General features: G+C 56.8%; 23 protein-coding genes and 1 tRNA gene. 13 read left to right on the forward strand and 11 right to left on the reverse strand.

Annotated elements, in window-relative coordinates:
* The first annotated feature begins 454 nt into the window (after nucleotides 1-454).
* Nucleotides 455-892, forward strand: a complete 438-nt coding sequence (locus ACFPPD_RS15625; protein WP_209750917.1) for a hypothetical protein — start codon at nucleotides 455-457, stop codon at nucleotides 890-892.
* A gap of 98 nt (nucleotides 893-990) precedes the next feature.
* Here ACFPPD_RS15625 and ACFPPD_RS15630 read toward each other — a convergent pair whose 3' ends face one another.
* The 3 genes from ACFPPD_RS15630 to ACFPPD_RS15640 are packed head-to-tail and all read right to left on the reverse strand — an operon-like array spanning nucleotide 991 to nucleotide 2837.
* Nucleotides 991-1560, reverse strand: coding sequence for a ferric reductase (locus ACFPPD_RS15630; protein WP_209750919.1), 570 nt, complete (start codon nucleotides 1558-1560; stop codon nucleotides 991-993).
* A complete protein-coding gene (locus ACFPPD_RS15635) occupies nucleotides 1557-2528 on the reverse strand; it encodes an FAD:protein FMN transferase (RefSeq protein WP_209750921.1) in 972 nt (323 codons plus the stop codon). The genes ACFPPD_RS15630 and ACFPPD_RS15635 overlap by 4 nt, the downstream gene beginning before the upstream one ends.
* 18 nt (nucleotides 2529-2546) lie before the next feature.
* A complete protein-coding gene (locus ACFPPD_RS15640) occupies nucleotides 2547-2837 on the reverse strand; it encodes a hypothetical protein (RefSeq protein WP_209750923.1) in 291 nt (96 codons plus the stop codon).
* 298 nt (nucleotides 2838-3135) lie between these two features.
* Between ACFPPD_RS15640 and ACFPPD_RS15645 the strand changes: the two genes are divergently transcribed.
* The 3 genes from ACFPPD_RS15645 to ACFPPD_RS15655 all read left to right on the forward strand — a co-directional run bounded on the left by ACFPPD_RS15645 (nucleotide 3136) and on the right by ACFPPD_RS15655 (nucleotide 7844).
* A complete protein-coding gene (locus tag ACFPPD_RS15645) occupies nucleotides 3136-6198 on the forward strand; it encodes an efflux RND transporter permease subunit (protein WP_209750925.1) in 3063 nt (1020 codons plus the stop codon).
* 33 nt (nucleotides 6199-6231) lie between these two features.
* Nucleotides 6232-7119 (forward strand): TetR/AcrR family transcriptional regulator, encoded by an 888-nt coding sequence (locus ACFPPD_RS15650; RefSeq protein ID WP_209750927.1) that lies wholly within the window; start codon nucleotides 6232-6234, stop codon nucleotides 7117-7119.
* 116 nt (nucleotides 7120-7235) lie between these two features.
* Complete coding sequence (locus ACFPPD_RS15655; RefSeq protein ID WP_209750929.1) at nucleotides 7236-7844, forward strand: zinc ribbon domain-containing protein; 609 nt, start codon at nucleotides 7236-7238, stop codon at nucleotides 7842-7844.
* Between the two features lie 66 nt (nucleotides 7845-7910).
* On the opposite strand, the gene ACFPPD_RS15660 is transcribed toward ACFPPD_RS15655, so the two are convergent.
* Nucleotides 7911-8903: an aldo/keto reductase gene (locus ACFPPD_RS15660; protein ID WP_209750931.1), complete on the reverse strand. Its 993-nt coding sequence runs from the start codon at nucleotides 8901-8903 to the stop codon at nucleotides 7911-7913.
* 20 nt (nucleotides 8904-8923) lie between these two features.
* Nucleotides 8924-9799 (reverse strand): aldose epimerase family protein, encoded by an 876-nt coding sequence (locus ACFPPD_RS15665; RefSeq protein WP_209750933.1) that lies wholly within the window; start codon nucleotides 9797-9799, stop codon nucleotides 8924-8926.
* A 223-nt stretch (nucleotides 9800-10022) separates the two neighbouring features.
* Between ACFPPD_RS15665 and fdhD the strand changes: the two genes are divergently transcribed.
* The 3 genes from fdhD (at nucleotide 10023) to ACFPPD_RS15680 (ending at nucleotide 14494) form a co-directional block, all read left to right on the forward strand.
* Nucleotides 10023-10826 carry a formate dehydrogenase accessory sulfurtransferase FdhD gene (gene fdhD / locus ACFPPD_RS15670; protein ID WP_209750935.1) on the forward strand — a complete coding sequence of 268 codons (804 nt, stop codon included), beginning with the start codon at nucleotides 10023-10025 and terminating at the stop codon, nucleotides 10824-10826.
* Nucleotides 10827-10829: 3 nt separating this feature from the next.
* Entirely contained in the window at nucleotides 10830-13184 is a 2355-nt protein-coding gene (locus tag ACFPPD_RS15675; RefSeq protein WP_209750937.1) for an FdhF/YdeP family oxidoreductase, read from the forward strand.
* Nucleotides 13185-13309: 125 nt separating this feature from the next.
* Nucleotides 13310-14494: a phosphodiester glycosidase family protein gene (locus tag ACFPPD_RS15680; protein ID WP_378082608.1), complete on the forward strand. Its 1185-nt coding sequence runs from the start codon at nucleotides 13310-13312 to the stop codon at nucleotides 14492-14494.
* A gap of 45 nt (nucleotides 14495-14539) precedes the next feature.
* Here ACFPPD_RS15680 and ACFPPD_RS15685 read toward each other — a convergent pair whose 3' ends face one another.
* The 4 genes from ACFPPD_RS15685 to ACFPPD_RS15700 all read right to left on the reverse strand — a co-directional run bounded on the left by ACFPPD_RS15685 (nucleotide 14540) and on the right by ACFPPD_RS15700 (nucleotide 20027).
* Nucleotides 14540-15148, reverse strand: a complete 609-nt coding sequence (locus ACFPPD_RS15685; RefSeq protein ID WP_209750939.1) for a DUF3298 and DUF4163 domain-containing protein — start codon at nucleotides 15146-15148, stop codon at nucleotides 14540-14542.
* A 126-nt stretch (nucleotides 15149-15274) separates the two neighbouring features.
* Nucleotides 15275-17245 carry a sensor histidine kinase gene (locus ACFPPD_RS15690; RefSeq protein WP_209750941.1) on the reverse strand — a complete coding sequence of 657 codons (1971 nt, stop codon included), beginning with the start codon at nucleotides 17243-17245 and terminating at the stop codon, nucleotides 15275-15277.
* On the reverse strand, nucleotides 17242-19230 hold the full coding sequence (locus ACFPPD_RS15695) for a sensor histidine kinase (RefSeq protein ID WP_209750943.1): 1989 nt from the start codon (nucleotides 19228-19230) through the stop codon (nucleotides 17242-17244). The genes ACFPPD_RS15690 and ACFPPD_RS15695 overlap by 4 nt, the downstream gene beginning before the upstream one ends.
* A 134-nt stretch (nucleotides 19231-19364) precedes the next feature.
* Nucleotides 19365-20027 (reverse strand): response regulator, encoded by a 663-nt coding sequence (locus ACFPPD_RS15700; RefSeq protein WP_209750945.1) that lies wholly within the window; start codon nucleotides 20025-20027, stop codon nucleotides 19365-19367.
* Between the two features lie 194 nt (nucleotides 20028-20221).
* Here ACFPPD_RS15700 and ACFPPD_RS15705 point away from each other — a divergent pair, with 194 nt between their 5' ends.
* From ACFPPD_RS15705 to ACFPPD_RS15715, 3 genes are all read left to right on the forward strand, one after another.
* Nucleotides 20222-21388: an HD-GYP domain-containing protein gene (locus ACFPPD_RS15705; RefSeq protein ID WP_209750947.1), complete on the forward strand. Its 1167-nt coding sequence runs from the start codon at nucleotides 20222-20224 to the stop codon at nucleotides 21386-21388.
* Nucleotides 21389-21471: 83 nt separating this feature from the next.
* Nucleotides 21472-21547 (forward strand) — tRNA-Thr (locus ACFPPD_RS15710).
* A 162-nt stretch (nucleotides 21548-21709) separates the two neighbouring features.
* Complete coding sequence (locus ACFPPD_RS15715) at nucleotides 21710-22399, forward strand: PsbP-related protein (protein WP_209750949.1); 690 nt, start codon at nucleotides 21710-21712, stop codon at nucleotides 22397-22399.
* Nucleotides 22400-22445: 46 nt separating this feature from the next.
* Here the strand turns inward: ACFPPD_RS15715 and ACFPPD_RS15720 are convergent, their stop codons facing one another.
* Nucleotides 22446-23009: an ImmA/IrrE family metallo-endopeptidase gene (locus ACFPPD_RS15720; RefSeq protein WP_209750951.1), complete on the reverse strand. Its 564-nt coding sequence runs from the start codon at nucleotides 23007-23009 to the stop codon at nucleotides 22446-22448.
* A gap of 97 nt (nucleotides 23010-23106) precedes the next feature.
* Nucleotides 23107-23508, reverse strand: a complete 402-nt coding sequence (locus ACFPPD_RS15725; protein ID WP_209750953.1) for a helix-turn-helix domain-containing protein — start codon at nucleotides 23506-23508, stop codon at nucleotides 23107-23109.
* Nucleotides 23509-23739: 231 nt separating this feature from the next.
* On the opposite strand from ACFPPD_RS15725, the gene ACFPPD_RS15730 reads away from it, so the two are divergent.
* The 3 genes from ACFPPD_RS15730 to ACFPPD_RS15740 are packed head-to-tail and all read left to right on the forward strand — an operon-like array spanning nucleotide 23740 to nucleotide 24765.
* Complete coding sequence (locus tag ACFPPD_RS15730; protein WP_209750955.1) at nucleotides 23740-24336, forward strand: sigma-70 family RNA polymerase sigma factor; 597 nt, start codon at nucleotides 23740-23742, stop codon at nucleotides 24334-24336.
* Nucleotides 24337-24341: 5 nt separating this feature from the next.
* The gene (locus tag ACFPPD_RS15735; RefSeq protein WP_209750958.1) at nucleotides 24342-24524 is read left to right on the forward strand and encodes a YvrJ family protein; all 183 of its coding nucleotides are present in this window, start codon (nucleotides 24342-24344) and stop codon (nucleotides 24522-24524) included.
* Nucleotides 24514-24765, forward strand: a complete 252-nt coding sequence (locus tag ACFPPD_RS15740) for a helix-turn-helix domain-containing protein (RefSeq protein ID WP_209750960.1) — start codon at nucleotides 24514-24516, stop codon at nucleotides 24763-24765. Before ACFPPD_RS15735 ends, ACFPPD_RS15740 begins: the two co-directional genes overlap by 11 nt.
* Nucleotides 24766-24950: the final 185 nt, after the last annotated feature.

Raw genomic sequence — 24950 nt, forward strand, 5'->3', positions numbered from 1 at the left:
GGATGAGGGAAAACCTCACGTCCGGTTTGATGAAGGGGGAGCTGGGAAAGTAAAAGGAGGGCTTCCGCCCTCCAATGAAATTTCAGTTCTCTACTCTACTTTAAAATTGGACGACCCCCGCAGCAGATCTGTCGGGGGTCTAATATCGAAGCGCAACCGCGCGATCGTTCCTTCATTCACTTTCACGAAAACAACGATAGCCCTACCTCTCCATCGTTCTTGCGGCTCCAAGGCCGCGCCAGTGAGAATTCGTGTTCCTTCCAGCAGCCGTTCTGAATCTTGAGATTAAGGAATGTGGGGAAACGGAGGTATGTCCCTTGAGGAAAAATCAGAGGGTTACAACTTCTACAATAAATGATAATATCAAAATCTCTAATATTTGTCAACTGGATAATTTCTTTGCATTTCGTTTGCCGAGCTGTTGTATAATAGGATAAAAAAGGAGGAATTACCAATGCAACAGTTTGCGGTCGTTGTCCGGGAGCTCCGGACGCTTCTGGCATCGTTCAGAATCGTAAAGCTTATTCTGCCTTATCACCTCCACATCCTGTTAGGCGGCCTCGGCATTCAGTTTTTGTATAAGATTTTGCTCAATAACGTCAGCACCTTAGACGGCTATAACACGCTCGATACGATTTTCAACGACATTCCGCTCTATTTGATCGCGTACTACGGCTTTTTCGTCGGGGCATGGCTGACGCTCGTTTCCCGCAACGTGAAGTACTTGTCCTATTCGTTATGGGGATACGCGTTCGTTATCCTGTTCCCGTTCGAGAACCTGCGGTTGTTCGATCTCGTGCACGCGGCGATCTACGTGGCGGGCGGTTACGGCATCTTCCGTTACTTGACGACGGCAGAGAGCAAGAGCGACACGCAAAACCTGAGCCTCTAGCATACGGCTTATAAACAAGACTTATACATAGCGATGCCGATTTCCCGGTCCGATTGTCCGGGGATTCGGCTTTTTCTTATGCCCGTTCGCGTATAGGCCTACATCGTGCGGACGGCTTTCCGACGATTCCCCGCGCGGTGCTCCGCGCCTACTCGCACGAACGTAATCGCGACGAGAGCCGTGGCGGTTCCGACGTAGCTCCAGAGAAAGATCGGGCGAGCGGTATCGGTACCCGAGACTAGCCCGTGCGCGAGCGCGAGGAAAAACGCGGGATAGCCGACCATGTGGATCGCGAGCCAGATCCGATTCGAGAGAAACATCCGGAAATCCGTCGTGAGCATGACGAGAAGCAGGCAATAGAACGACAGCGAACCGAGTCCGTAGGCGAAGCGGTGTTCCGGGTACGAGAACGGAACGAGCAGCTGCCCCCACGTAAAGGGAGAGAACCGGTCGACGGCGAGGATCAGAATATGGACGATCGCCAGCGCCATGCCGGCTCCTTGCGCTTTGGCGTGCCAATAATAGAACCGCTTCTTCGAGCTGCCTTTGAGCTGCGGCATGCCGTAGAGGATGCCCAGCGAAACGCCGACGAACAGCATATAGTAAGCCGCCAGTCCTGCGACCCTCGTAATCGTCCAGGTCGGCAACTCCAACACGATGTCGGTCATGAAGCAGCCTCCTTCCACCGAACGGAAGAGCCGATTCCCCTCAACAACTTCGTCGTCCCGTTATCCAGCGCCATCAGGACGTCATAACCCGGAAAAGTTTCTTTCACCCAGGCTTCGCCTTCGCCCGAACCGAGAATGCATACCGTCTTGGCGGCGATTTCCGCGTCCGCGGTCGACGAGCCGACGACCGTGCATTGCACGACGTCGCTGATCGCGGGAACACCGGTTCTGGGGTCGATCAGATGGTGCTTGCCGCCGTCCGCCGACATCCAGCTTCTGCGGGTCGTGCCGGAAGTCGCGGCCGAACCTTGTCCGAGTATCGCCGTTGCCAGAATTGCTGGTTCTTCCTCTTCCGAGAACGGACAAGGAGGGGCGATGTCTACCTGCCAATCGGGAAGTCCCGCTTGTCCCCATCCCCATACGCGCAAGTCCCCTCCGGCGTTCAAGTGCCCCGACGGAATGCCGCTCGCGCTCAGCATGGCGGCGATACGATCGACCGCCCAGCCTTTGACGAGCCCTCCCAGATCGAGTCTCGCGCCTCGGGATAAGCGCGCCAAGCGGAAGAGCGGGAACGTCGTCCAGCCCAACCGATCGCCATGAATGGGATGGGCATCGTCGATCGCGCCGGCCGCGGCGCCGACGCTTTCGAAGCTGACCGAATAGCCGGAGCGTTCGAGCGCCAGCAAGATGCAGGGATCGTAAATACCGTTCGTCAGCCTGCGGTATTCCTCCGCATGGCTGAGCACTTCGAGCATGGCCGAGGATACGGATGTCGGAAACCCGCGCGATCCGTTCAAACGGCTTAGCTCGCTATTGTCCCTAAATCTGCTGAAGCGATCTTCCACGAACCGGAACCAATCCCTGATTTCGATCAACGGTTTATCGTCCTCGCCCGTTACGTCGCAGCGGAGAGTGACCTCGACGTCGGTATTCATCGCGCGGAACTCGTCCCTTATCGTTCGAATCATAATCGCCACCACCTCTTGCTAAGATTGCCTGGATCGAGAACGGAAGCCGCCGTCGTTTCCTTGTTCGGAAGAAGCCGGGCTCCGGAACGTATCGTCGAAGAGGCCGTTGCCGTTCGCGGAAGGCTCCTCGACGGCTAGCGGATCATCGATCGCATTGTCCGCGCCGACGGCTTCGGAGACGGAAGGCCGATCGGATCCGGCCGTGAACGCGTCGCTGCTCCGCGCTTGCTGAAAGAGCAAGGCGACCGATAACGTCGCTCCGGCGGCAATCGTCCATTTTACGAGTTGCTTCTTCACATTGTTTCGCATCGTAAATTCCTCCCCTCTCATACTCGAAGTATAATGCGGCATCATGAATGGGCAATGAAGGGAACCTTAAAGATTGCTAAGAAAAGCGCGCGGGGGAAGTGGTTAGTAAAACAAGACGGATGGGAGACGATAAGAAGTGCGGGTCGGCGGAAGTGCCGAATTGGGCGATTGAACGACCGTTCGAAATAGGGGCCTAATTTGCAAATAAACGGCGATTAATATATATTTTATGAATCGACCGATCGTTCAAATTGTCATTATTCAATTTACAAATGTATACCAAGGAGTGGGGACGAAAGTGAAAAGCGTTATCGGATTTTCTTTGAAAAACAAGTTCGCGCTATGGATGATCACGATCATCGTTATCGTGGCCGGTTTGTATTCCGGCTTGACGATGAAACAGGAAAGTTTGCCGAATTTAAGCTTTCCTTACCTAAGCGTAACGACCGTCTATCCGGGAGCGACGCCCGACGCGGTCGTGAAGGATATTACCGAACCGCTAGAGAAAAGGCTGAAGAATATCGAAGGGGTCAAAAACATCAACTCGACGTCGATGGAGAACGTCTCTTCGATTTCCATCGAGTACGACTTCGGACAAGACATGGACGCGGCCGTTACTCAACTTCGCGAAGCCGCGGCGGACGTCGCGCTTCCGGAGGGGGTCGCGGCGCCGGACATCTCGAAGTTCAGCTTCAACTCCTTCCCGGTCATCTCGCTTAGCGCATCCGGACAAGGCAGTCTTGAGAACTTGACGAAGATCGTGGCGGAGGAAGTACAGCCGGCATTGGAAGGCGTCTCCGGCGTCGCATCGGTTCAAATCGCCGGCCAATTCGTCCAAGAAGTCAGCTTGAAGTTCGATCAAGCGAAATTAGCCGAGCTCGGATTGACGGAGGATCTCGTGAAAGGGATCGTGCAAGGCTCCGCTTTGAAGGTTCCGCTCGGCTTGTTCCAACTCGACCGGACGGAGAAGTCCGTCGTCGTGGACGGACGCGTGACGACGATCGAGGATTTGAAGAACATCGTCATTCCCGTCATGCCGTCCGCGCAAGGGGGCAAATCTTCCGACCCCGTTAAGCTCGCCGATGTCGCCGACATTGTCATGTCCGGCAAGGCGCAATCGATCTCCCGCACGAACGGGGCGGAGTCGATCGGCATCCAGATCGTAAAGGCGAACGACGCCAATACGGTCGACGTCGTAAACGGCGTCAAGAAAGAAGCGGACAAGCTGAAGGAGAAATACGCCGACCTGAAGCTCGACGTCATGCTCGACCAAGGCAAGCCGATCGAGAAATCGGTCGAAACGATGCTGAACAAGGCGTTGTTCGGCGCGTTGTTCGCGGTCATCGTCATCTTGTTCTTCCTGAGGAACATCAGAACGACGCTGATCTCGATCGTGTCTATTCCGTTGTCGCTCATCATCGCGGTACTCGTGCTGAAGCAATTCGACATAACGCTGAACATCATGACGCTCGGCGCCATGACCGTCGCCATCGGGCGGGTCGTCGACGATTCGATCGTCGTCATCGAGAATATTTACCGCCGGATGTCGCTCGGCGGCGAGAAGCTTAAAGGACGCGAGCTCGTGCTTGAAGCGACGCGCGAGATGTTCCTGCCGATCATGTCGTCGACGATCGTCACGATCGCCGTATTCTTGCCGCTCGGTCTCGTCAGCGGCATGGTCGGGCAAATTTTCCTGCCGTTCGCGCTTACGATCGTCTTCGCGTTGCTCGCTTCGTTGCTCGTGGCGATTACCGTCGTTCCGATGCTCGCGCACCAGATGTTCATGAACGGCATCAAGGCGGGCAAGGGCCACGACCACGAAGAGAAGCCGGGAAGACTCGCGAAAGGGTATCGCGGCCTGCTCAATTCGGCGTTGAACCATAAAATCATCACCCTAGTTATCGCGTTCGCGCTTCTCGTCGGCAGCTTGTTCCTCATCCCGCTCATTGGGGCAAGCTTCCTGCCGGAGCAAGAGGACAAATACGCGATGGTAACCTATACGCCGGAGCCGGGCGATCGCGTCGAGGACGTCGAACAGAAGGCGCTCGTCGCGGAGAAGTTCATTCGGGAGTTGCCGGACGTCACCAGCGTGCAATACTCGGTCGGCGGAGAGAATCCGTTGCAGCCGGGCCCATCCAAGAACGGATTGTTCTACCTTCAGTTCGAGGAGGACACGAAACATTTCGCGGATAAGAAAAAAGAAATCGTCGAAGGCTTGCACAAAGTCGTTCCGAGCGGCACGTGGGCGGAGATGGACCAAGGCGGCGGCCTCGGCGGAAGCATCTTCAGCCTAAGCGTATTCGGGGATAACCTCGACGAGATGACTCCGGTCGTGAATCAGATCGTCGATCTGATGAAGGCGGATTCCGCTTTCGAGAAGGTCGATACGAGCCTGTCGAAGACGTACGAGCAATACACGATCGTCGCCGACCAAGCGAAGCTGAGCCAATACGGCCTGACCGCCGGTCAAATCGCGATGACGCTAAGCCCTCAGCGGGTAAGACCGGTACTGACGCAAGTCGTCGAGCAAGGCAAGACGTACGACGTATACGTGGACGTCGACAAGGCGACTTACGGAAGCGTCGACGATATTCTCGACGAGAAGCTCAAATCCCCGCTCGGCGTCGAAGTACCTATTCGCGACGTCGCGACGGTGGATCAAGGAACGTCTCCGAACTCGATCGCGCGCCAGAACGGCAAGATGGTCGTTAACGTGACGGCGGAAATTACGGAATCGGACGTCGCGAAGGCTTCGAGCAACTTGGAGGAGAAAGTCGACAAGCTCGACATCCCTTCTACCGTCGAAGTGAAATTCGGCGGCGTCACCGAGCAAATCAACGAGACGTTCACGCAGCTCGGACTCGCGATGCTCGCGGCGATCGCGATCGTATACTTGGTGCTCGTGCTCGCGTTCGGAGGCGGACTCGCGCCGTTCGCGATCATGTTCTCGTTGCCTTTCGCGATTATCGGCGGTCTGGTCGCTCTGTACGTGACGGGCGAGACGCTAAGCGTCTCCGCGCTTATGGGAGCGCTAATGCTGATCGGGATCGTCGTCACGAACGCGATCGTGCTCATCGACCGCGTCATCCACAAGGAACGCGACGGCATGCCGACCCGAGAAGCGTTGCTCGAAGCGGGAGGAACCCGCCTGCGGCCGATTCTGATGACCGCGCTCGCCACGATCGGCGCGTTGCTGCCGCTCGCATTCGGATTCGAGAGCGCGGGCATTATTTCGAAAGGGCTCGGCGTGACGGTTATCGGCGGTCTGATCAGCTCCACGCTGCTGACGTTGCTCATCGTTCCGATCATCTACGAACTGCTCATGAAGATCAGACGAAAACCGAAGAGAGCGGCGGCATAATCGCCGACTCGGCCGGAGAGCGGGGCGTTCTGTTTGAGAGACAAGAAAAAGCAAATTCTCGACGCGGCGATCAAATGTTTCGCGCAAAAAGGCTTTAACGCCACTTCCATTCAGGAAATCGTGGACGAGCTGGGAATGGCGAAAGGCTCGATTTACTTCTACTTCAAATCGAAGGACGATCTGCTCGCCTCCGTCATCGAGCATTACGGCGAAATGCTGTTCGAGCAGATGGGGGAGCTTCCCGAGGAAGCCGCGCTGCCGCCCCGGGAGAAGCTCGCGACGCAGATCGACCGGCAGTTCGTCTTTATTCGGGAGCATCTCGATTTCATGCGCATGTTTGCGAAAGAGCCGCTGAGCGGCCTTCAGCCGCAAATCCGGGAGAAATTCATCCGGATCCGGGCGAGAGAAAAAGTATGGAACGTGAAGCATCTGGGAGCGATTTACGGATCGTCCGCCGAGAAGTATTTCGGCGACGCGTCGGCGCTCATGTCTGGAATCGCCGGACCGTATTTCGAAGCGATCCTGTTCGAAGGGGAAAGCTTCGAGAACCGGGGACTCGGCAAGTTCTTGACCGAGAGGCTGGATGACATGGTGGCGGGAATGGTCAGCGGCGGAAAGGCGCCGATTCTGCCGCCTGCGAACTTGCAACGGCTTCGGGAACTGGCGGGCTTGGACTCGGCCGAATCAAGCGAAGCGGCCGGAATCGTATCGGAACTGCTCGCAGAGGCGGCATCGGATCCTTCGCGCTGGGAAGAGCGCGCATATGCGGATCTCGTGGGCGCGCTGACGGCATTGAAGGAAGAAGCCGGCCGTTCCGCCGTTCGTCATCCGCTGCACTTCAAGGCGATGATCGCGTTAACGAGGCAGCTCGGGCCCGCGGAATGGCGCGATCGGCTGGCGGCGCTGGAACGGCTGGCGTAGAAGGAAGATATGCTAAAATCTTTCTAAATTTTGCATTCCTGTACCCAATCGGCTAATTAAGTTGTGTATAGTTAGAGGAAATGGCTATGCACAGCTAGGGTTTGGGGGGAGTCAACATGTACTGCGCCGAATGCGGGGAGAAACTCGTCGATTCCGCGATTTCCTGTCCGAGCTGCGGCTCCGAGGTGAGGCAGAAGCCTCCGGCGACGGAGGCGATGCTCGCTGCGGTATCGGCTCCGGTCGCCGCAACGTTAGAATCGCCGGCATCCGAGCCGGATCCGTTCGCGGGATTGCCGCAAGGAAAAACGCTCGCGTTGTCGACGCGCGCGAAAGCGTTGATTCTGTTGTTATTGGCGGCAGGCGCCGTTCTGTATTTCATGTTGAAGTCCGCGGGCGGAGGCGACGCGCAGTCGACGCCCGAAGGCGTCGTGAAGGGATTCTTCATAGCGGTTCAAGCGGAAAACGCGGAGAAGATGTTTTCGTATATGTGGTCGCCGGAGAATTCGGACGAGGTCAAAAAGGATTTAATCAAGCAATATAACGAATTGTTTAAGTCGGATGCTTTAAAGATCGTGGATTATGAAATTCTGAGTAGCCAGACGACGGAGAAGACGGCTACCGTGAAGTATAAAATGATCGTGAAGCAGGAGCAGAACGAACAAATGGTCGAAGAATCGTTCCAGCTGTCCAAGTTCGACGACAAGTGGTACTTGGACGGGTTCTAATCGCAGCAAGCCCCCGGAACCTTCTCATCGGAGAAGGAAGTCCGGGGGCCTGTTTGTTATTATTCGCTATTTCGCTGCGACGGTCGAAGACAACTCGCTAAGCTCGCCGATCTCGTCTGCCGAGAGGCGGAACGTCATCGCCTTGACGTTCTCCTGCGCGTGATGCAGCTTGGAGGCGCCGGGAATGGCGAACACGGTGTCCCCGTGAACGTGGATGATCCAGTTGAGGGCGACTTGGGTCGGGGATGCGCCGTAACGCTTCGCGATCCGGTCGAGCGCGTCGATCAGCGGCTGCGTCCGGCGCAAGCTTTCCGGTTTGAAGCCCTTTAAGAAGCGGCGCGGACCCGGCGCCTTGCGGACGAGCGACGGATCGGCATGGAACTTGCCGCTCAGAATGCCTTGCTCAAGCGGGGAATAGGCGATGATGGCGACGCCGAGCTCTTTCGCGGTCTCGAGTACGCCGTTGTTCTCGATGCGGCGGTCGAGCATGCTGTATTTCATCTGGTTGGAGGCGAGTCTGAGCCCGTGTTCGCGCAGGACGCGGTCGGCTTCCTTCATCCGTTTGGCGTTGAAGTTGCTGACGCCGACATGCCGTATCAACCCCTTTTCCGCGAGCTTGGCCATCTGCTTCATCTCGCTCCCCACCGAGGAGAACGAGAACGGTTGGTGAACCATGTAGAGATCGATCGGATAACCGCCGAGCCGTCGTTGGCGTTCGCCAATGGTTCGAGGAATGTTGCTCGCCATCCGGAATGCCGGCCACCACTTGGTCGCGACGTGAGCGCCTTTCGCCAAGTCGCCCGCGGCGCGAAGCGATTCCGCCAAGATCTGCTCCGACTCGCCGCCCCCGTACACTTCGGCCGTATCGAACCAATTGATGCCGCCTTCCAGGCTGACTCGGACGATTTCTTTCACGAGTTCGCCTTCCAGCTTAGGCCAGAAGCCGCCGACGAACCCTTTCGCTTGGCTGAATTGCCAGCAGCCGAGACCGAGAGGGGAGAGGCGCAGATCGGTCGTGCCGAACTTCCGTAGTTCCGTTGCGGTCAGTAGCGACGACATGCCTATTCCTCCTTCTCCTTTCAAGAGTCGAGCTCGACGTTCATCCATAACTCCAGCGTATCGCCGGGCGCGACGGAAAGAAGGTCTTTCTTGTCGTTCAATGCTTCGTTCAACGCCGTCCAAGGCTCGACGCAGACGAACGGCTTACCCGCGAAGGACCAAAGGACGACGTAACGGAACAGCTCGCTGTAGGTCAGGCGAACGTTGCGCTCCCGCGAAAGCGGGAACGTCATTTCGGCTTTGGCGGCATCGAGGAGCGCGGCCGATTCGACCATGTCTTCCAGCCTCAACGTGCCGTCGAACGGCTTTTCCAGCTTATCGTTATAATCCAGCATGCGCGTGGCGTCCGTGACGTAAGCGAGATTCTTGCCTTCGGTCGCGAAGTACGGATGGAAGCCCGCGACCATCGGCATCGGCTTGTCCGACCGGTTGCGATATTGCTGCTCGATCGACAGAACTCCGTTCCGGAGTCGATACGTGAACCGAAGCTCGAAATCGAACGGATATACGGCGAGCGTCTCCGCGTTGGCGGCAAGGGAAAGCGTCACGTAAGCGGAGCCGTCCGTGCCCGAATCGACGACTTCCCAAGGAAGAATGCGGGCGACGCCGTGATTTTTCATCCGGTACGTCTTGCCTTCCCATTCGTATTGTCCGTTCACGAGCTGGCCCGCGATCGGGAACAGGACGGGGATGCCTCCGCGGATGTTCGCTTCGGGATTCAGGAAAGTGTCCTTGTCGAGGTAAAGCGTCTCGACGCCGCGAAGCCGGCAGCCGATAACGATGCCTCCGCGTTCGGGGCATACGGTCACCGAGGAATCGGTGTCGCGTTCGATCAATTCGTACAGCGGAAAGCCGTCCGTTTTCCGTTGAATGGCGTAGTTCGTCGTTGCGGTCAAAGGAAGTCCTCCAAATCGTGTCGATTGTTGTTTAGAAATGCGTCATTACCAGTATATCAGATTGTATAAGATTTCAATTCACTTATCCTACTCCGATATCTCCGCAAAGCTTTTTGGGCGGTCGTGGGACGCCGAAGGCGTTTTTGCTCGTTATACCAATATTTATTGAACCGCCAACCGCGAGCGGATATAGTGAAAGGGTAGAGAAGCGGAGGTGAAAGCCTTGGCGCAGCAAGCGACCGGCAAAAGAATCGTGGTCCGTTACGAACGAGGCGCCGTTCGCCGGATCGAGGACGACGTCGCGACGGAATGGCCGGTGACGATCTTGCTGAACGGCGAAGAGTTCGCGACGCTCGTCTGCTCTCCGGGCGACGTCGAAGACTTGGCGATCGGTTACATGGCATCCGAAGGCGTCCTGGCGGATATCGCGGCGCTCGAAGACATCTCCTACGACGATCGTACGGGGACGGTGTACGCGGATGTCCGAGGAGTCGATTCGTGGATGAAAGAAAGCGGTTCCAAGAGAGTGCTGACCTCCTGTTGCGGCAAGAGCAGGCAAGGGTTCGTCTTCTACGCCGACATGAGGACGGCCCGCGAGGTCGCCTCCCGCGACATCGGGCTGACGTACGAAAGCTGCCTGCGGATGATGAACGCGATGGAGTCGAATTCGGGTTTGTTCAAGGCGACGGGCGGCGTTCACAACGCGGCGCTCTTCCATGCGGACGGGACGTTGCTGCTCGCGAGAACGGACATCGGCCGGCATAACGCGATCGATAAGCTTTATGGATACTGTCTCCGCAACGGAGTGCCGATGTCGGACAAAGTGCTGGCGTTCAGCGGCAGGGTGTCGTCGGAGGTGCTGCTGAAGGCGGCGAAAATGCGTTGCGAAGCGTTGCTGTCCAAGTCCGCGGCGACGGATCTCGCGATCGGATTGGCCGAGGATCTCGGCATTACGATCGTCGGGTTCATCCGGGGCGGGGCGATGAACGTCTATTCGCATCCCGAACGAATGAAGGAAGGGGAGTGACCGATGGGAACGACGAAGCATCCGGGTCCCGGCAAGCTGCCGAAGAAGCCGGATCCGAAACTATGGGTGAGCGCGGTACCGTTCGGTCTCGGCAAAATCAAGCCGAAGCACATCCGCGATACGATGAAGACGATGTGGCGCAACCGGGACAATCTTCCGTACGCGGCGCGCATTCTGACGCAGGGCGTATGCGACGGTTGCGCGCTCGGGGTCGCCGGCTTGCGCGATAGGACGCTCGAAGGACCGCATATTTGCACGACGAGGCTGTACGTGCTGCGGCTCAATACGATGCCCGCGATGAGGCCGAAGCGGCTCCATGCGGACATCGACGAACTTAGGAAGATGTCCAGCGCGGAATTGCGCGAGCTCGGCCGCATTCCTTATCCGCTCATCCGTCGTCCCGGCGAGCGGGGCTTCTCCCGCTTGTCGTGGGACGAGGCGATGGACGCGATCGCGGCGAAATTCCGGACGCTCCCGCCGGAGCAAACCGCGTTTTATTTGACCGCGAGGGGTATCACGAACGAATCCTATTACGCAGCGGCCAAAGTCGCCAGGCTTATCGGGACGAACCATATCGACAACGCTTCCCGCATCTGCCATGCGCCTTCCAAGACGGCGCTCAAGCGCTCGCTCGGCATAGGGGCGTCGAGCTGCAGCTACACGGATTGGATCGGTACCGACGTTCTCGTGTTCTGGGGGAGCGTCGCCGCGAACAACCAGCCCGTCTCGACGAAGTACATGTACGCCGCCAAGCGGAGAGGAACGAAGATCGTCGTCGTTAATCCGTACAGGGAGCCGGCGATGGACGGCTATTGGATTCCTTCCGTCGCGGAGTCGGCGTTGTTCGGCACGAAGCTCGCCGACGACTTCTATCAGGTGAACATCGGCGGGGACATCGCCCTCATGCACGGGGTTATGAAGACGTGGTTCGAGATGGAGGCGGAATCGCCGGGCAGCGCGATCGACCATGCTTTCGTGCGGGAGCACGCGAACGGATTCGAGCGGCTGCGGGAGAAAGTCGAGGAGCAGAACTGGGAGGCCCTCGAGTCCTCGTCGGGCTTGTCGCGCGATCGGATCGGGGAACTGGCCATGCTGCTCGCCGCGGCGAAGTCCGCCGTCTTCGTCTGGTCGATGGGGCTGACGCAGCACCGCCATGCGACGGATAATATTTCGCAGGTGGCGAATTTGGCGTTGCTTCGCGGGTTTATCGGACGAGAGCACTGCGGGGTCATGCCGATACGAGGCCATTCCGGCGTGCAAAGCGCGGGAGAGATGGGCGTGGAACCGTTCTCGCTCCCCGGAGGAGATTTCGACGAAGCGAACGCCTCCAGGCTGGAGCGGTTATGGGGCTTCGATATCCCCCGATGGCAAGGCGACATCGTCGGCGCCTCCCTCGAGAACGCGACGTTGCCGGAGGGGCATTCGCGGAAGCTGAAGCTTTATTATTTGTCGGGCGGCAATTTCCTGGAGACGATGCCGGACCCGGCGTTCGTTCGGCGGTCGCTCGAGGCGCTGGACGTGCGGGTCCATCAAGACATCGTCCTGAATACGTCGACGCTGCTCGACGCCCGGGAAGCGGTCATCGTCTTGCCGGCGATGACCCGCTACGAGATGCCGGGAGGAGGCACGTCCACTTCGACGGAGCGGATGGTGTACTTCAGCCCGGAAATCGAAGGGCCGCGCATCGGCGAAGCCAAGGCGGAATGGGCGATCTACGCCGACTTGGCCGCGAGGGTCAAGCCCGAAGCGAAGGCATCGATCGGCTTGCTGGATGCCCAAGCGATTCGCGAGGAGATTGCCTTGGCGGCGCCCGAATACGACGGGATACAAAGATTAAGGGAGAAGGGAGACTTCTTCCAACGCGGAGGCGCGTGGTTGTGCGAAGGCGGCGTATGCCCGACGCCCGACGGAAAGGGCAATCTCATTCCCGTAGACGTGCCGAAGCGAAGGGGCGGGAACGAACGGCAGGACGAGCCGTCGTTCTACGTGACGACGAGAAGGGGAAAGCAATTCAATTCGATGATCTACGGTGAGAACGACGCGTTTAACGGGGGAAAAAGAAACGCGGTGCTTCTGAACGGAGCGGACGCGGCGGATTGCTCGGTTGCGCAGGGGGACGCGATCGTCTTGCGCAACGAACACGGCACGCTTCACGGCGTCGCGCGGTTCGCCGACATCGCTCCGGGCAATCTGGCTGTCCACTTCCCGGAAGGCAACGTTCTGTTCCCGATGGGAGCCTATGAGTCTCCTTCGGGCATTCCCGAGTATAACGCGTCCGCGAAGCTAGAGCTTGCCGAGCGTTATTGGCAGCGAATCGACAAGAAATTCAAGGGCAAGAAATCGGCGGAGGAGGCGTAATCGACAAGGCGGGGAATGTCGTCATTTCCTGGGAAATACTGTCGAAATAAACGACTTACGCAACAAGACGACGATTCGCGACGTATAAAGGAGGTACGAATCGAAGTCGAAGGAGCGTGGACGCTATGACGCCACTGCCGCCAAGAAACATCGCGGCGTCGACGCCAACTCACGGGAAGCCGTCCGCGATGCCGCCGCGCGCCCAGCGCAAGGCCGTGACGAACCGGAAGGCGAAACCGAGAAAACCTATCTTTTGGGTGTTGTTCAAACTAGTATTTATTACGGGCCTCTTATTCGGAATCCTATTCGCCGGTTGGTTCTATCTGACGCCGTCCGGTTATCAATACCGTTACATGCTCGCGGATTCGCTGATTACGACGCAGCACAGGGAATGGGCCAAGTATATCATCGGAGAGAAGGCGCTTCGCGAACGGGTCGCGCAATACGCGGAGCAGTTCGAGGAGATGGGCGAGGAACGGGATCAGCATACGATTACCGGTGACGCGCCTAACGGCGGCGTTGACGCGGAAGATCCGGACGATGGCAAGCTGACCGTCGTCGAGGAAGTGGACGGGGAGGGGTTCCACGGTTACTTGCTGACCGTCCGCGATCCGAAGAAGATCAGGCTCGTCGTGACGAATCGCAAAGGCCGCGGAGAGAGAATCACGAGCATGGTAAAGCGCACGGGCGCGATTGCCGGCGTGAACGCGGGCGGTTTCGCCGACCCGAACTGGAAGGGCAACGGATTCAAGCCGATCGGTCTCGTCATCAGCCAAGGCAAAATTTATTACGACGGACTGGGCGGCAAGAAAAGCGTGCAGATCGTCGGCATCGACAAGCAAGGCAAAATGCTCGCGGGCAAATATTCGATTCAGGAATTGATGGATCTGGGCATCTCCGAAGCCGTCAGTTTCTCGCCGCGCATTATCGTGAACGGCAAAGGATTGATCAAGAACCGGGCGCAAGGTTGGGGCGTCGCTCCCCGAACCGTCATGGGGCAGCGGGAGGACGGAGCCATCCTGTTCCTCATGATCGACGGTCGCCAGCCCGGCTACAGCATCGGGGCGACGTTGTACGACGCGCAGCAGATCCTGCTCGAGAACGGAGCCGTCATCGCGGCGAATTTGGACGGCGGTTCGTCCACCGTACTCGTCGACGAACAAGGGAACATCGTGAACCGTCCGTCTTCGTCGGCGGGAGAACGTTACTTGCCGACCGGCTTCCTCGTGTTCGAGGATCCGGACTCCGTGCAAGTGCCGAACATCTGGGCGGGCATGAAGCCGGCGGAGATCGACGCGGGCAAATGGTAAACGAAAAAAGGACGGCCTAGGAACCTGAGGCCGTCCTTTTTGCATTCAATACATCATGATGCCGAGCGGGCCGTCTTCGTCGATGATGTCCTGGATGTCGAAGACGGAGATCGGGAAGTACGGAAAGCCCCAAGCGTAGGGCACGATCGCGTAAAGCGGGAAATAAATGACGAGCGATTTGTCGGCGATGTAGAAGTCCTGATCCGGTGCGATGCCCGGGTAATCGACGAGCAGCGGCAGCTGCCGGGCTTTGATCTGCGCCTGGATGATCGCGTTGAGCCGGGCTTCGTAATTGCTGTTCGGCTTAAAGAGCTCGCCGAGCTTATAGCTTCTGCCGGTGTTCGCGTCGAAGGTGAGCGATTTCTGCAGCGTGTTGCCGTGCGCGCCACCCGTGAACACGTAATTCAAGAGGGATAGGCTCAGTACGCCGCGCTCGTTCGTCTTGATCTCGAACGACCCGTCCATCTGCTGGATGTCGTCGCTCGGGAAGCCTTGTTCTTTTAACAATCGTTGATTGGCGGCGGCGATCGTCTTGTTCATTTTCTCTTGCGCCTCGCGCGTCGTTCCGCCGTTCACGTAAGGAACGTTGATTTTGACGTTCTTGGCGGTCATCGTTCGGATGCGGATAGGCAGCATTAACGTTTGGCCGTTCATTCTCATTCCCCTTCGCTTAAAGAGGTTGTTCAACGCGCTGAAATAGGCTATCGTCCTCCCAGTCTATGCAGGGTCGGGAAGTCCCGTTCTCGCGATAGAGGGAGCGTCAGTCCCGCGCGCGAGAGTTCAGAGGACCCAATGGTCGTCCGAGAGCGGGCTGTCGACGGGCAGCAGCAGCGTAAGCGAGAAGCCGGCGTCGCCGTCTCCCGTCGTCAGGCTGCCGCCGAGTTTAGCCGCGTTGTCGGCGAGTACCCGCATCCCGAAGTCTGTGTACGTGAACGCGTAGCAGCTTTCGTCCAGATGGACAAGGCGCGCCTCGATTCGATTTCCGTCCGCCGGGGAAATGGAGAGAAGGAATCGGGAAGGCGTCCGGGCTTGCCGAATGCCGACGCGCAAGCCTTCCTGCAGCGTCTGGAAAATCAATTTTTTCTGCAAGGTGCCGAGATCTTCCGGAAGGGGATCGATTCGGCGTTCGATCGAGCACTCCGATAGCTGCTCCTTCTCCCTGACGAGCGCGCCGATCGCGCCGGTCAGGTCGTAGTAAGACGCGTCCTCGCGAAGCAGCCGAACGGACTGCCGAATATCCTCCAAGCCTCTGCGGACGAGTCCTTGCGCGGCGGTGAGCTTCTGCTCGGCGGCGGCGAGATCGCGAGGCGCGAGGCGCTTGGCCGCCTCGAGTTGGATGATCGTCGCGCTTAGCGTATGGCCGACGCCGTCGTGGATGCTTCCGGTGATGCGGTGCCTCTCCTCCAAAATCATCGCTTCCGCGAGCGCTTCCGCATTTTCGCGCATTGACGCTTGCAGCTTCTCGTGGGCGATCTCCAGTTGCTCGGCCCTCTCCCTGATCTGCCGTGTTCGTGTGAGAACGGCCTGCTCTAAGGAACGGTTGAACTCGGTTAGCTGCCGGTTCATGGCGGTGTAGCGGAACATGATGACGCGAATGAGGCAGACGACGAGCACGAACAGTCCCCAAAATAACAAATCGATGGGCAATTGACGAAGCGACGGCAAGCTCGCCTGCAATGTCTCCGGCATGAATAGGGGAAATACGAATCGATACATATGAACGAACGTGATCATGGTCATGACGGTGAAGCCCGCCATCATCCAGATCGACTCGAGATCTTTTCTCGATCGGTAAGCGCATAGTATCGTTCCGAAAATGGCGACGAAAACGACGGCGAACAGCGGCGAAAACGCGGGAACGACATACTTGTATAACGATCTCGAGAAGAACGCGGGAATCGTTGCCAGAATCGCATAGGCTAGCGTAGACCATTTCAACGCCCGAAGCAGCGTCATGAGCCGCCGATTGGTCTCGGGGAACAGTTGCTCCAACGCGCCGAGGAAGGCGAACGTGCCGAGCGGCAAGCAAACGTCTTGAAAATGCCCGGGCCAAGGATTGTCCCATATCACCTGCAAGAGCTCGTTACAGACGGCCGTTCCGTATCCGCCCGCGAATGCGAGCAAGCTGAAATAGATATAAAGCTGCTGCCGTTGCGTCGAGTACAGGCCGAGTGTAATGAAACCGCTGAACAGGAGAAGCGCCGCGACGATGAGATTGTCCAAGTCTTGGTGCAGCAATAGGCTCAACAAGTCGGCGCGGTCGCCGAACGATACCGAAGCCGCCACGGGATACGGCCTGACGTAGCGGATGAGAATGTCGACGTGAGAAGGCGGCGGAACCGGGAGGGGGACAATTTGCCATCGGAAACCGTTCTTCGTTCTTTTATCCACGTCCGTTATCAGGTGTTCGTAAAATATGCTTTGTCCATCGTAAGCCTTCAAGCTTCCCGGGCCCATGATTTTCAGATGCGGGTCAGCCTTGTCGCCAATCGGAAGAGGGATGCGAAGCCAGTATGCCAATACCGGTATCGTTCGTCCGTGGATGACGGGCGACCAGCCCTCTTCGGGAGATCGGACTTCGTCGAACGATTTCGCGGGGGCCCATTGCCAATCCTCGCGCGAAAGCTTAACCGCATTAGTGCCGTGCCGTTCGAATGCGGTCAATAAGACGGCGATGCAAGCGAGCAATCCAACCAGGATCAGCAACGTTCGAAGCAGAGGAGAATGTTGTCCGAAAATCCGTCGTTTCATCGTACCGTCTCCTTCGCCTGACGTTCGGCCGACTCTGTTGCGTCGGAAGGTTCGTTAACCGGCAGGACGAGAGCGAGTACGCAACCCGGGGCGCCCGGCGTGACCGTTATTTTGCCGCCGAGTCCCTCGACGCGCTCGGACATCGCTTTCAGGCCGAAGCCGAACGCCGACGGCGTGTACGTGCGGCCATCGCTGACAAGCCGGAACCTTACTGCTTCTCCGTCGGCATGCAGCGAGAACCGAAAGCGGCTGCTTCCGCCGTGCCGCAAACCGTTCGTTAAGCCTTCCTGCAGCGCTTGGTACAATACCCGCTTTTTCAGCGTCGATAATGATGCCGGCAACGGGTGAATATTCCGCTCGATCGTCGCTCCGGTCGATTGCTCGGTTTCGGCGATGAGCGCTTCGACGTTGGCTACAAGGTCGTAGCTCGTAGAGTCGTCGCTCAGGAGCCGAACGGAGCCGCGGATTTCCTCCATCCCGCGCCGGACGAGTCCTTGGGAAGCTTCCAACTTCTCCAGCGCAAGACGGCCGTCGCGAGACAGAAGCCGCTTCGCCGCCTCGAGTTGGACAATCGTCGCGGTAAGCGCATGTCCGATCGTATCATGGATCGTCCCGGTCATCCGATGCCGTTCTTCCAACACCATCGAGGATGCGATCGCCTCGGCCGTTCCTCTCGCCGTCATCGCAAGCCGGGTCCCCGCTTCTTGGAGCTGCGTCTCGCGCTCCCGGAGCTCCGCGGTACGCTTCTCCACGCTCGATTCCAACGATTCGTTGAACGCCTTCAGCTGGAGGTTCATCTGCCCGAAGCGATAGACGATAACCCGGATGAGGCAGACGAGGAACAGGAACAACGCAACGGACAGGGTATCGAAGGGCAACTCAGACAGGAACGAAATGTTTTGGCGGAGCCAACTGTAGAAGGAGGGCAAATACGTCCGCAAGACGTGGATCAGGGCGAAGGACGTCACGATGAAGAATCCCGCGAGCATCCACACGGACTCCGGTCCTTGCCTGGTTCGGTAAGCGCTGCGGATGGAGTTCAGGATGAATGCCGCCGTAACGAGGAACATCGCGAGCAATGGATAGCTAAGCAGCCAGTTGAACCAGCCCGCGCTAAGGAATAACGCGCTGAACAACGTGACGGCCGTGAAGCCGAGAATCGCCCAGCGAATCCGTCGGAGAATAAACGTATGCTCCGCGTCGAACACTTCGATCATGATGTTGATGAAGCCGTATACGCCAAGCGGGAAAATCGTCAGCTCCATGAAGCTCAGCCATGGCTGGTCCCAGAATAGTTGAAGCAGGGCGTTGCGGACCATGGAGGCATAGCACCCGCATAAGGCCAAGAGCGTGAAGTACAAATGGAGCTTGTCCTTTCGGATGGTAAACAAGCCCACAGAGATGACGGCGCTAAAAAGGAATAAGCCGGATAACACAAAGGAGTATGCGTCTCTGCGAATGAGATAGGAGAACAACTCGCCTTTGCCGACAAGACGCAGCGAGAGCTCCGGCCGGGAGTGGCCGCGGTTATCGAGCAATAGGCGGATTTCCGAGGGAAGCTTCGCGGGGAGCGGGGCCAAATTCCAATGATAAAACAAATTTAGCCTGTCGTGGCTGGCGTTCGGGTCGTACGTATAAAGCAGTCGGTCGCCGTCGTACACGGACAAGGCCACCGCATGATAGACGAAGAGCCGCGGATCGCGCGAGGCGAAATCGGCGGGAAGCGGCACGCTTAACCAGTAAGCGCCGTCTTGCCCGGCTCCGGCGTGCATTTCCGAGTATGGGAGCCAGCCTTCGGCGGGAGATACGGTTTCGGAAAAGGAAGCCGCGGGCGCCCAGCGCCACCCGTCCCGGGGAAGCAGCTTGACCGAGGGATCGTTGCGGCCGAGAGCGATCAGGCACCAGCCGACGAGTATGAGCATTCCGAGCAACGCCGTCATCGCGCGCAAGAAAGGCAGATGGTTGCGTATGCGAATTCCGGCCAACGTTCATTCCCCCACGAGTTTCTTGTGTGCCCTGCCGCGTCCGATTCTTTATTTGTGTCGAGCTTGGTCGAATCGCGGCGTGCGGACGCTTCTTTATTGTACCGTCGGGGCCGGCCGCTTCCCAGTGACGCCCGTCATATGACGGTCATGTCTTTCAGCCAGATGACCGCTTGCGTCCTGTCGTTCGTTCCGACTTTATCGTAAATCGCGCTAATGTAGTTTTTGACGGTGCCTTCGCTCATGAAGAGAAGCTGGGCGATTTCCCGGTTGGTGCGTCCTTCGACCATCAGGGCGACGATGCTCATTTCCCGGTTCGTGAATTTCAGGTCGGTTGCCCTGTTCCGGGTTCTGGGAGTTACCGGGACGCGCCCGGGAGCGGGCGCGGAGAGACGCGCGGCAAGCTTGCCCGCGATGGAGGATGGGAGCATGATTTCCCCGCGGGCGGCGTCGCGTACCGCCTGTAGAAGCTTCTCCGTCGGGATGTCTTTGAGCAGGAAACCGACCGCTCCGCCGGCCAGCGCTTCGACGATGTAGTCATCCTCGTCGAACGTCGTCAGCATGAGCGCTTTCGTGCGCGGAGACTCGGCGCGCAGCTTCTTGACCGCTTCGATTCCGTTCATGACGGGCATGCGGATGTCCATCAGGACGAGGTCGGGATCGTGCTCCGCGACGAGCCGGCACGCTTCTTCGCCGTTCTCGGCGGTGGCGACGACCTCGATGTCGTCTTCCAATTGAAGGATCGTCTGCAAACCGTCCCTCATCAACGTTTGATCGTCCGCGATCAATATTCTCAGCATTGGCCCCAAGCCCCTTTCTTCTTTCATTATAGTGGAACTGGAGAATTTGACCAGAGTCGCCGCGTTTCGACGTTAGGCGCGATCGTGACGGGACTTATGACACGGGTCACTGGTCATATGACGCGCCGAAGCGGTACGATGGGTACATCGGTCGGGGCTAAGGCGACGCCCCGCGTTGAATAGGAGCGATTCGAATGATTATCATGCACACGAACCAATGCCGTCCCGGCATGAAGCTGGGCCGGTCGATCTATACGGAACAAGGGCACGTGCTTGCCGGACGCGGATTCGTGCTGACGGAGCACGCCATCAAGAAGCTTCAGCAGCTGGGATTGCCGTATTTGCACATCGAAGAGCAGGGTACGGAGGACATCGCTCCGGATCAAGCGATCCGGGACGAGACGATCATCGTGCTTCACGGCGCGCTGACGCACGTCATGGACGAGCTGATGGGAGGCGCAAAGGAGAAGCTGTCGCAAAGCGTCGTCCGCTTCTGCCATGACGCTTCCAAGTTGCTCGTGGACGATCTGAAGTCGCGGAAAAACAGCTTATGCTTGCCGGTGCATCTGACGACGACGCTGACGGACGGGGACAAGCAGCATTTCCTCGAGCATGCGATGAACGTCGGCGTCTGCGCCACCCGGTTCGGCATCGAGGAGGGGCTCGTCGGCGAGGAGCTTCAAGCGCTGGCGATGGGCGCGATGCTGCACGACGTCGGCCGGTTGCTGTTGCCGGGCGGACTGCAAGCCCGCGTCACGAACAACGACGGTACGTATAGGTCGCACGCGGAGCTCGGGTTCAAGCTGCTGAGGGATAGCGGCTTCCCGTTGACGGCTGCGCACTGCGCGCTGTTCCATCACGAAAGAATGGACGGCAGCGGTTATCCGTTCGGCCTCGAAGGCCGCAAAATCCATCCGCATCACCAATGGATAAGCATTTTCGACATGTTCGATACGCTCGTGAACGGACGCGATAACGGAAGGCCGATGCTTCCGCACGAAGCGCTGGAAGTGCTGTACGGCGGCGCGGGATCGTTGTATGACATGGACAAAGTGTGCCGCATGCGCGACGATATGGCGCTGTTCCCGCGCGGGACGACCGTCCGCTTGAGCACGGGCGAGCTCGGCGTCGTGTCCGCGTTGCACTCGGACACGAAGCAACGGCCGATCGTGCGCGTCATTCGCACGAAGGACGGCGGATTGCTGCCGCAGCCGTACGAGGTCGACCTGAAGCGCCAGCTCGATCTGATGATCAGCGGGATCGGCACCGATAAGACCGCGGCGGAGACGATGGCCCAAGCCGCATCGTCCGTGCAGGCGCCGCCGGAACGTCGGTCGAACCAAGTGTTTCACGTCGTGTAAGTGGCGAGAATGTGAAACCATTAAATACCATGGCTAAATGCGTTGACTTTTGCTCCCGCATTGACTATTATAATAAAGGATTTGCTGATGTAGCTCAGCTGGTAGAGCAACGCATTCGTAATGCGTAGGTCGGGGGTTCGAATCCCTTCATCAGCACCACTAACAAATCCTTTAACGGCGTGCTTCCGGGAAACCGGGGCGCGTTTTTTGATTTTTTCGGACCTATTTAATCGTTGTTTACTAGCATAGCGGAAATATTGTATATTTGTCGAAGGGTGTTGCCAATTGGAAAATAGAGGATACCCAATAGGAGGATATACGATGAGAAACCGTCAACCGAAAAATGGAATTAAAATCGCATTCGCGCTAGGAGTACTTGCGCTCGCGCTTAGCGCATGCGGAGGCAATGATAAGAAAGAGGAATCATCGCCATCGCCATCGGCGTCGGCGTCTCCGTCCGCTTCCGTTGCCGCATCGCCTTCGGCTTCTCCATCCGAATCGCCATCCGCATCTGCGGCAAGTCCTTCTTCCGCATCGGAAGCCGGATCGACTGGCATGCAACACTATAAAGGCGAACTAACAAGCATTGATTATCCGTCCGATTGGACGCTCGTCGAGAACGTTGGCGGCGCGGTTGCGGCCTTCATGTCGCCGAAGGACGGGGACGACGATAAATTTCAAGAAAACGTAAACGTCGTGGTGCAGGATCTGGAAGGACAGGACGTCACTCTCGAGCAATATGCCCAAATCACGAAAGATCAAATCGGTCAGTTGATTACGGATGCGGAAATGATCGGCGAAGAATCGATGGACGCCGATGACGGTACGAAGCTTTACAGTTTGCTTTACTCCGGCAATCAAGGCGAGTTCAATCTGAACTGGCAACAAGTGTTCACGATCGTGGACGGCAAGGCGTACATCTTGACGTATACGGCCGAACCGGATCAATTCGATAAATATGTCGAGACCGTCGGTACGATGGCGGATACGTGGATCTTCGGAGGACAATAAATCCGAGTTATCATTATCATATTGAAGAAGAACAGTAACGCGGCCCTCACCGGGCCGCGTTTTCCATATGCAGCTTCACGTCGCGCCGATAAGCGTTGCGCGCTGCTTGCTTCAGCGTCTCCTCCCAGAGAATCGTCTCGAATGCCCGGCGCTGAAGCTGCTCCAGCCTCTTGCGGGCGAGCTCGACCGTCACGCCGAAGTGGCAGGCGACGTTCTCAGCCGCTTCGTCGATGCGCTTCGGAAGCTCGACCTTTTTCAGCATATAGAACGGAATGGCCGCGTACAGAACGAACCGGTTCGCTTCCGCTTCCTGTCCTTCGCAGAACAGCCGGGGCATCGTCGTCTGGTTGCCGGCATGACGGAGAACGTGGCAGAGCTCGTGCAAGAAGTCTTCCCACCGGGCGGGCGCACCGAGCCGATCGTCCAATAGTATCGTGCGCATCCCCATATACTCGAGCGCCCGGCTCGTATCCCCCAAGTAATGGACCCACACGTCGAGCCGCGCCGCCACCTCCTCGATGTTCAACTGAGCGGGGCGGTAGATGCCGGATTTTAACCATAATTGATCGATCCACTGCTCCAACGGAGTTAACCGATAGCTATTGTACATCGCGAAGTCCTTTCGAAATAAGAATGTATGTTCGTATTTATGGTGAAAATAAAAGCCCCGTAGGGCTTCAATGCGGCCGCCATTCGCGAAGATGGCGTTAGTCGTTCTGACGATCTCCGGGCTTCCTTCCCTTTTCCTTCTCTCGAATGAACTCCCAGAAACGGCGCATTTCGTCTTTGCGCTCCTCGGGCGCGTCCAAGTAATCCTTGAAAAACACCCCGTGCTCCGGATTGTTGATGAACTCCTCGAAAGCGGGATACTCCCCGGAACCAGCCGTCTCGCGAAAATCCGCGGCGGCGATGTTCGTTCTTCCGATTAGGTAATCGGTCGTCGTCCGGTAATATTCCGCGAATCGGGACAGCATGTCCGGATCCGGCTTGCGATCGTCCGATTCGTATCTGGAAAGTTGCACGTTGCTGATTCCGAGATGTTTGGCTGCTTCCAGCTGCGTCTTGCCGAATTTCTCGCGCCGATCGCGCAGGCGATAACCGAGCGACATGGTCATCTTCCTTCTTGTATTGGATCTTTTTAGTATACCATATTTTCCGAATTGGCAAACCTATTATTTTGCCAAAATGGAAAAATAGTTATTGACTTTGCCGATTTGGTAAATTATGATGGGATTGCGTTACCGAAATGGTAAAAACAATATAAGTTTTTATTTTCCGATCGTATATTACGAGTCGGTTTTGCCATTATGGTAATATTTAAAAATGGGGGGGTGAAACGGATGGCTCTTACAGAAGTTCAAAGAGGAAGGTTTCACGAATACAGCAAAGAAAAAAAATCCGTTTTTTCAAATCGAATTGTTGAAGACTTCTTCTCAAAAGAGCAAAACATTGAGCTACTTTTAAGAGCGAACGATGGTGACAATGAGAGTCAAAAGGAACTGGAAGAGAGATTTCGAAAGCACTTCTTTCGAGTGCGTTTCGTCAAATTCCTCGTTTCCACTATTAAGTATTGTGCCATCGATCAGATGCGAATGAACCAAAAATACGATATACGGAATCAACTCATTTTTGATCGCCCTACTTCGGAGGGGAATGGAACGCTCGGAGAATTGCTGTTATGCAATCAAAAGTTACCTGAATCCGAACCCATCATTGCAAATATAGACCAATTCCAAGCGTCTTTTTCAAATGAGCAACTTGCGAGTGCATTTATGGCGCTTTCTCATAAACAACAATTAATTGTTACTCTTAGTTACGCCATGAGTCATCAGGATAATGAAATCGCAAGGATCATCGGTGTTTCTCCCCAGGCAGTTTGCAAAACAAGAAACTTAGCATTGCAAAAGCTGCGGCTGGCTATGCCAGAGAGGAGGTGAATTCATTGGACGACACTCAGCCACTCACGTATTTACTTACTGCAGTCAGTCAAGTTGGATTTCCCATTGTGCTGACCGGATACTTACTCGTTCGCTTCGAAAAAAAACTTGAAACATTAACCGAAAGCATTTCAAAACTGACGGATGTCATCAATAAGAATTTAAGCGAGGAAAGCCATGGAAGATGAACTATTTGATTTGGTCCAAAGAGCTCAAAACGGAGACAGCGAAGCGATGTACGAAATTATCTCTTTACTAAAGCCGGCTATCCGCAGTGCAAGGTACAAAATAAAAACTGACCGGCAGGATGATCTTGAGCAAAACATAGTTGAAATCATTATGAGAAAGATAATGAACTATGATTTGGCTTTGGTTCAGTCCCCTGACTTCTCGGCTTTTTGTCGCCAATTGAAACCGGAAAATCGGTAAGCGTATAAAAGAAGAACCCGCTCCGACATGAAATCATGAGGGGCGGGTTTTTCTCTTTGATCGGGTACTCTTCGGCAGCGATATTCTTATTCGCATGTAGTATCGGGAAGCACACAGGACTTAGCTTCCGGGTATGGGGATTTTGAATGACAGCTCTCCTGAAGTGCTTTCAGACGGAGAATGTA

This window comes from Cohnella suwonensis, assembly GCF_042655365.1.
GTDB classification, from domain to species: domain Bacteria; phylum Bacillota; class Bacilli; order Paenibacillales; family Paenibacillaceae; genus Cohnella; species Cohnella suwonensis.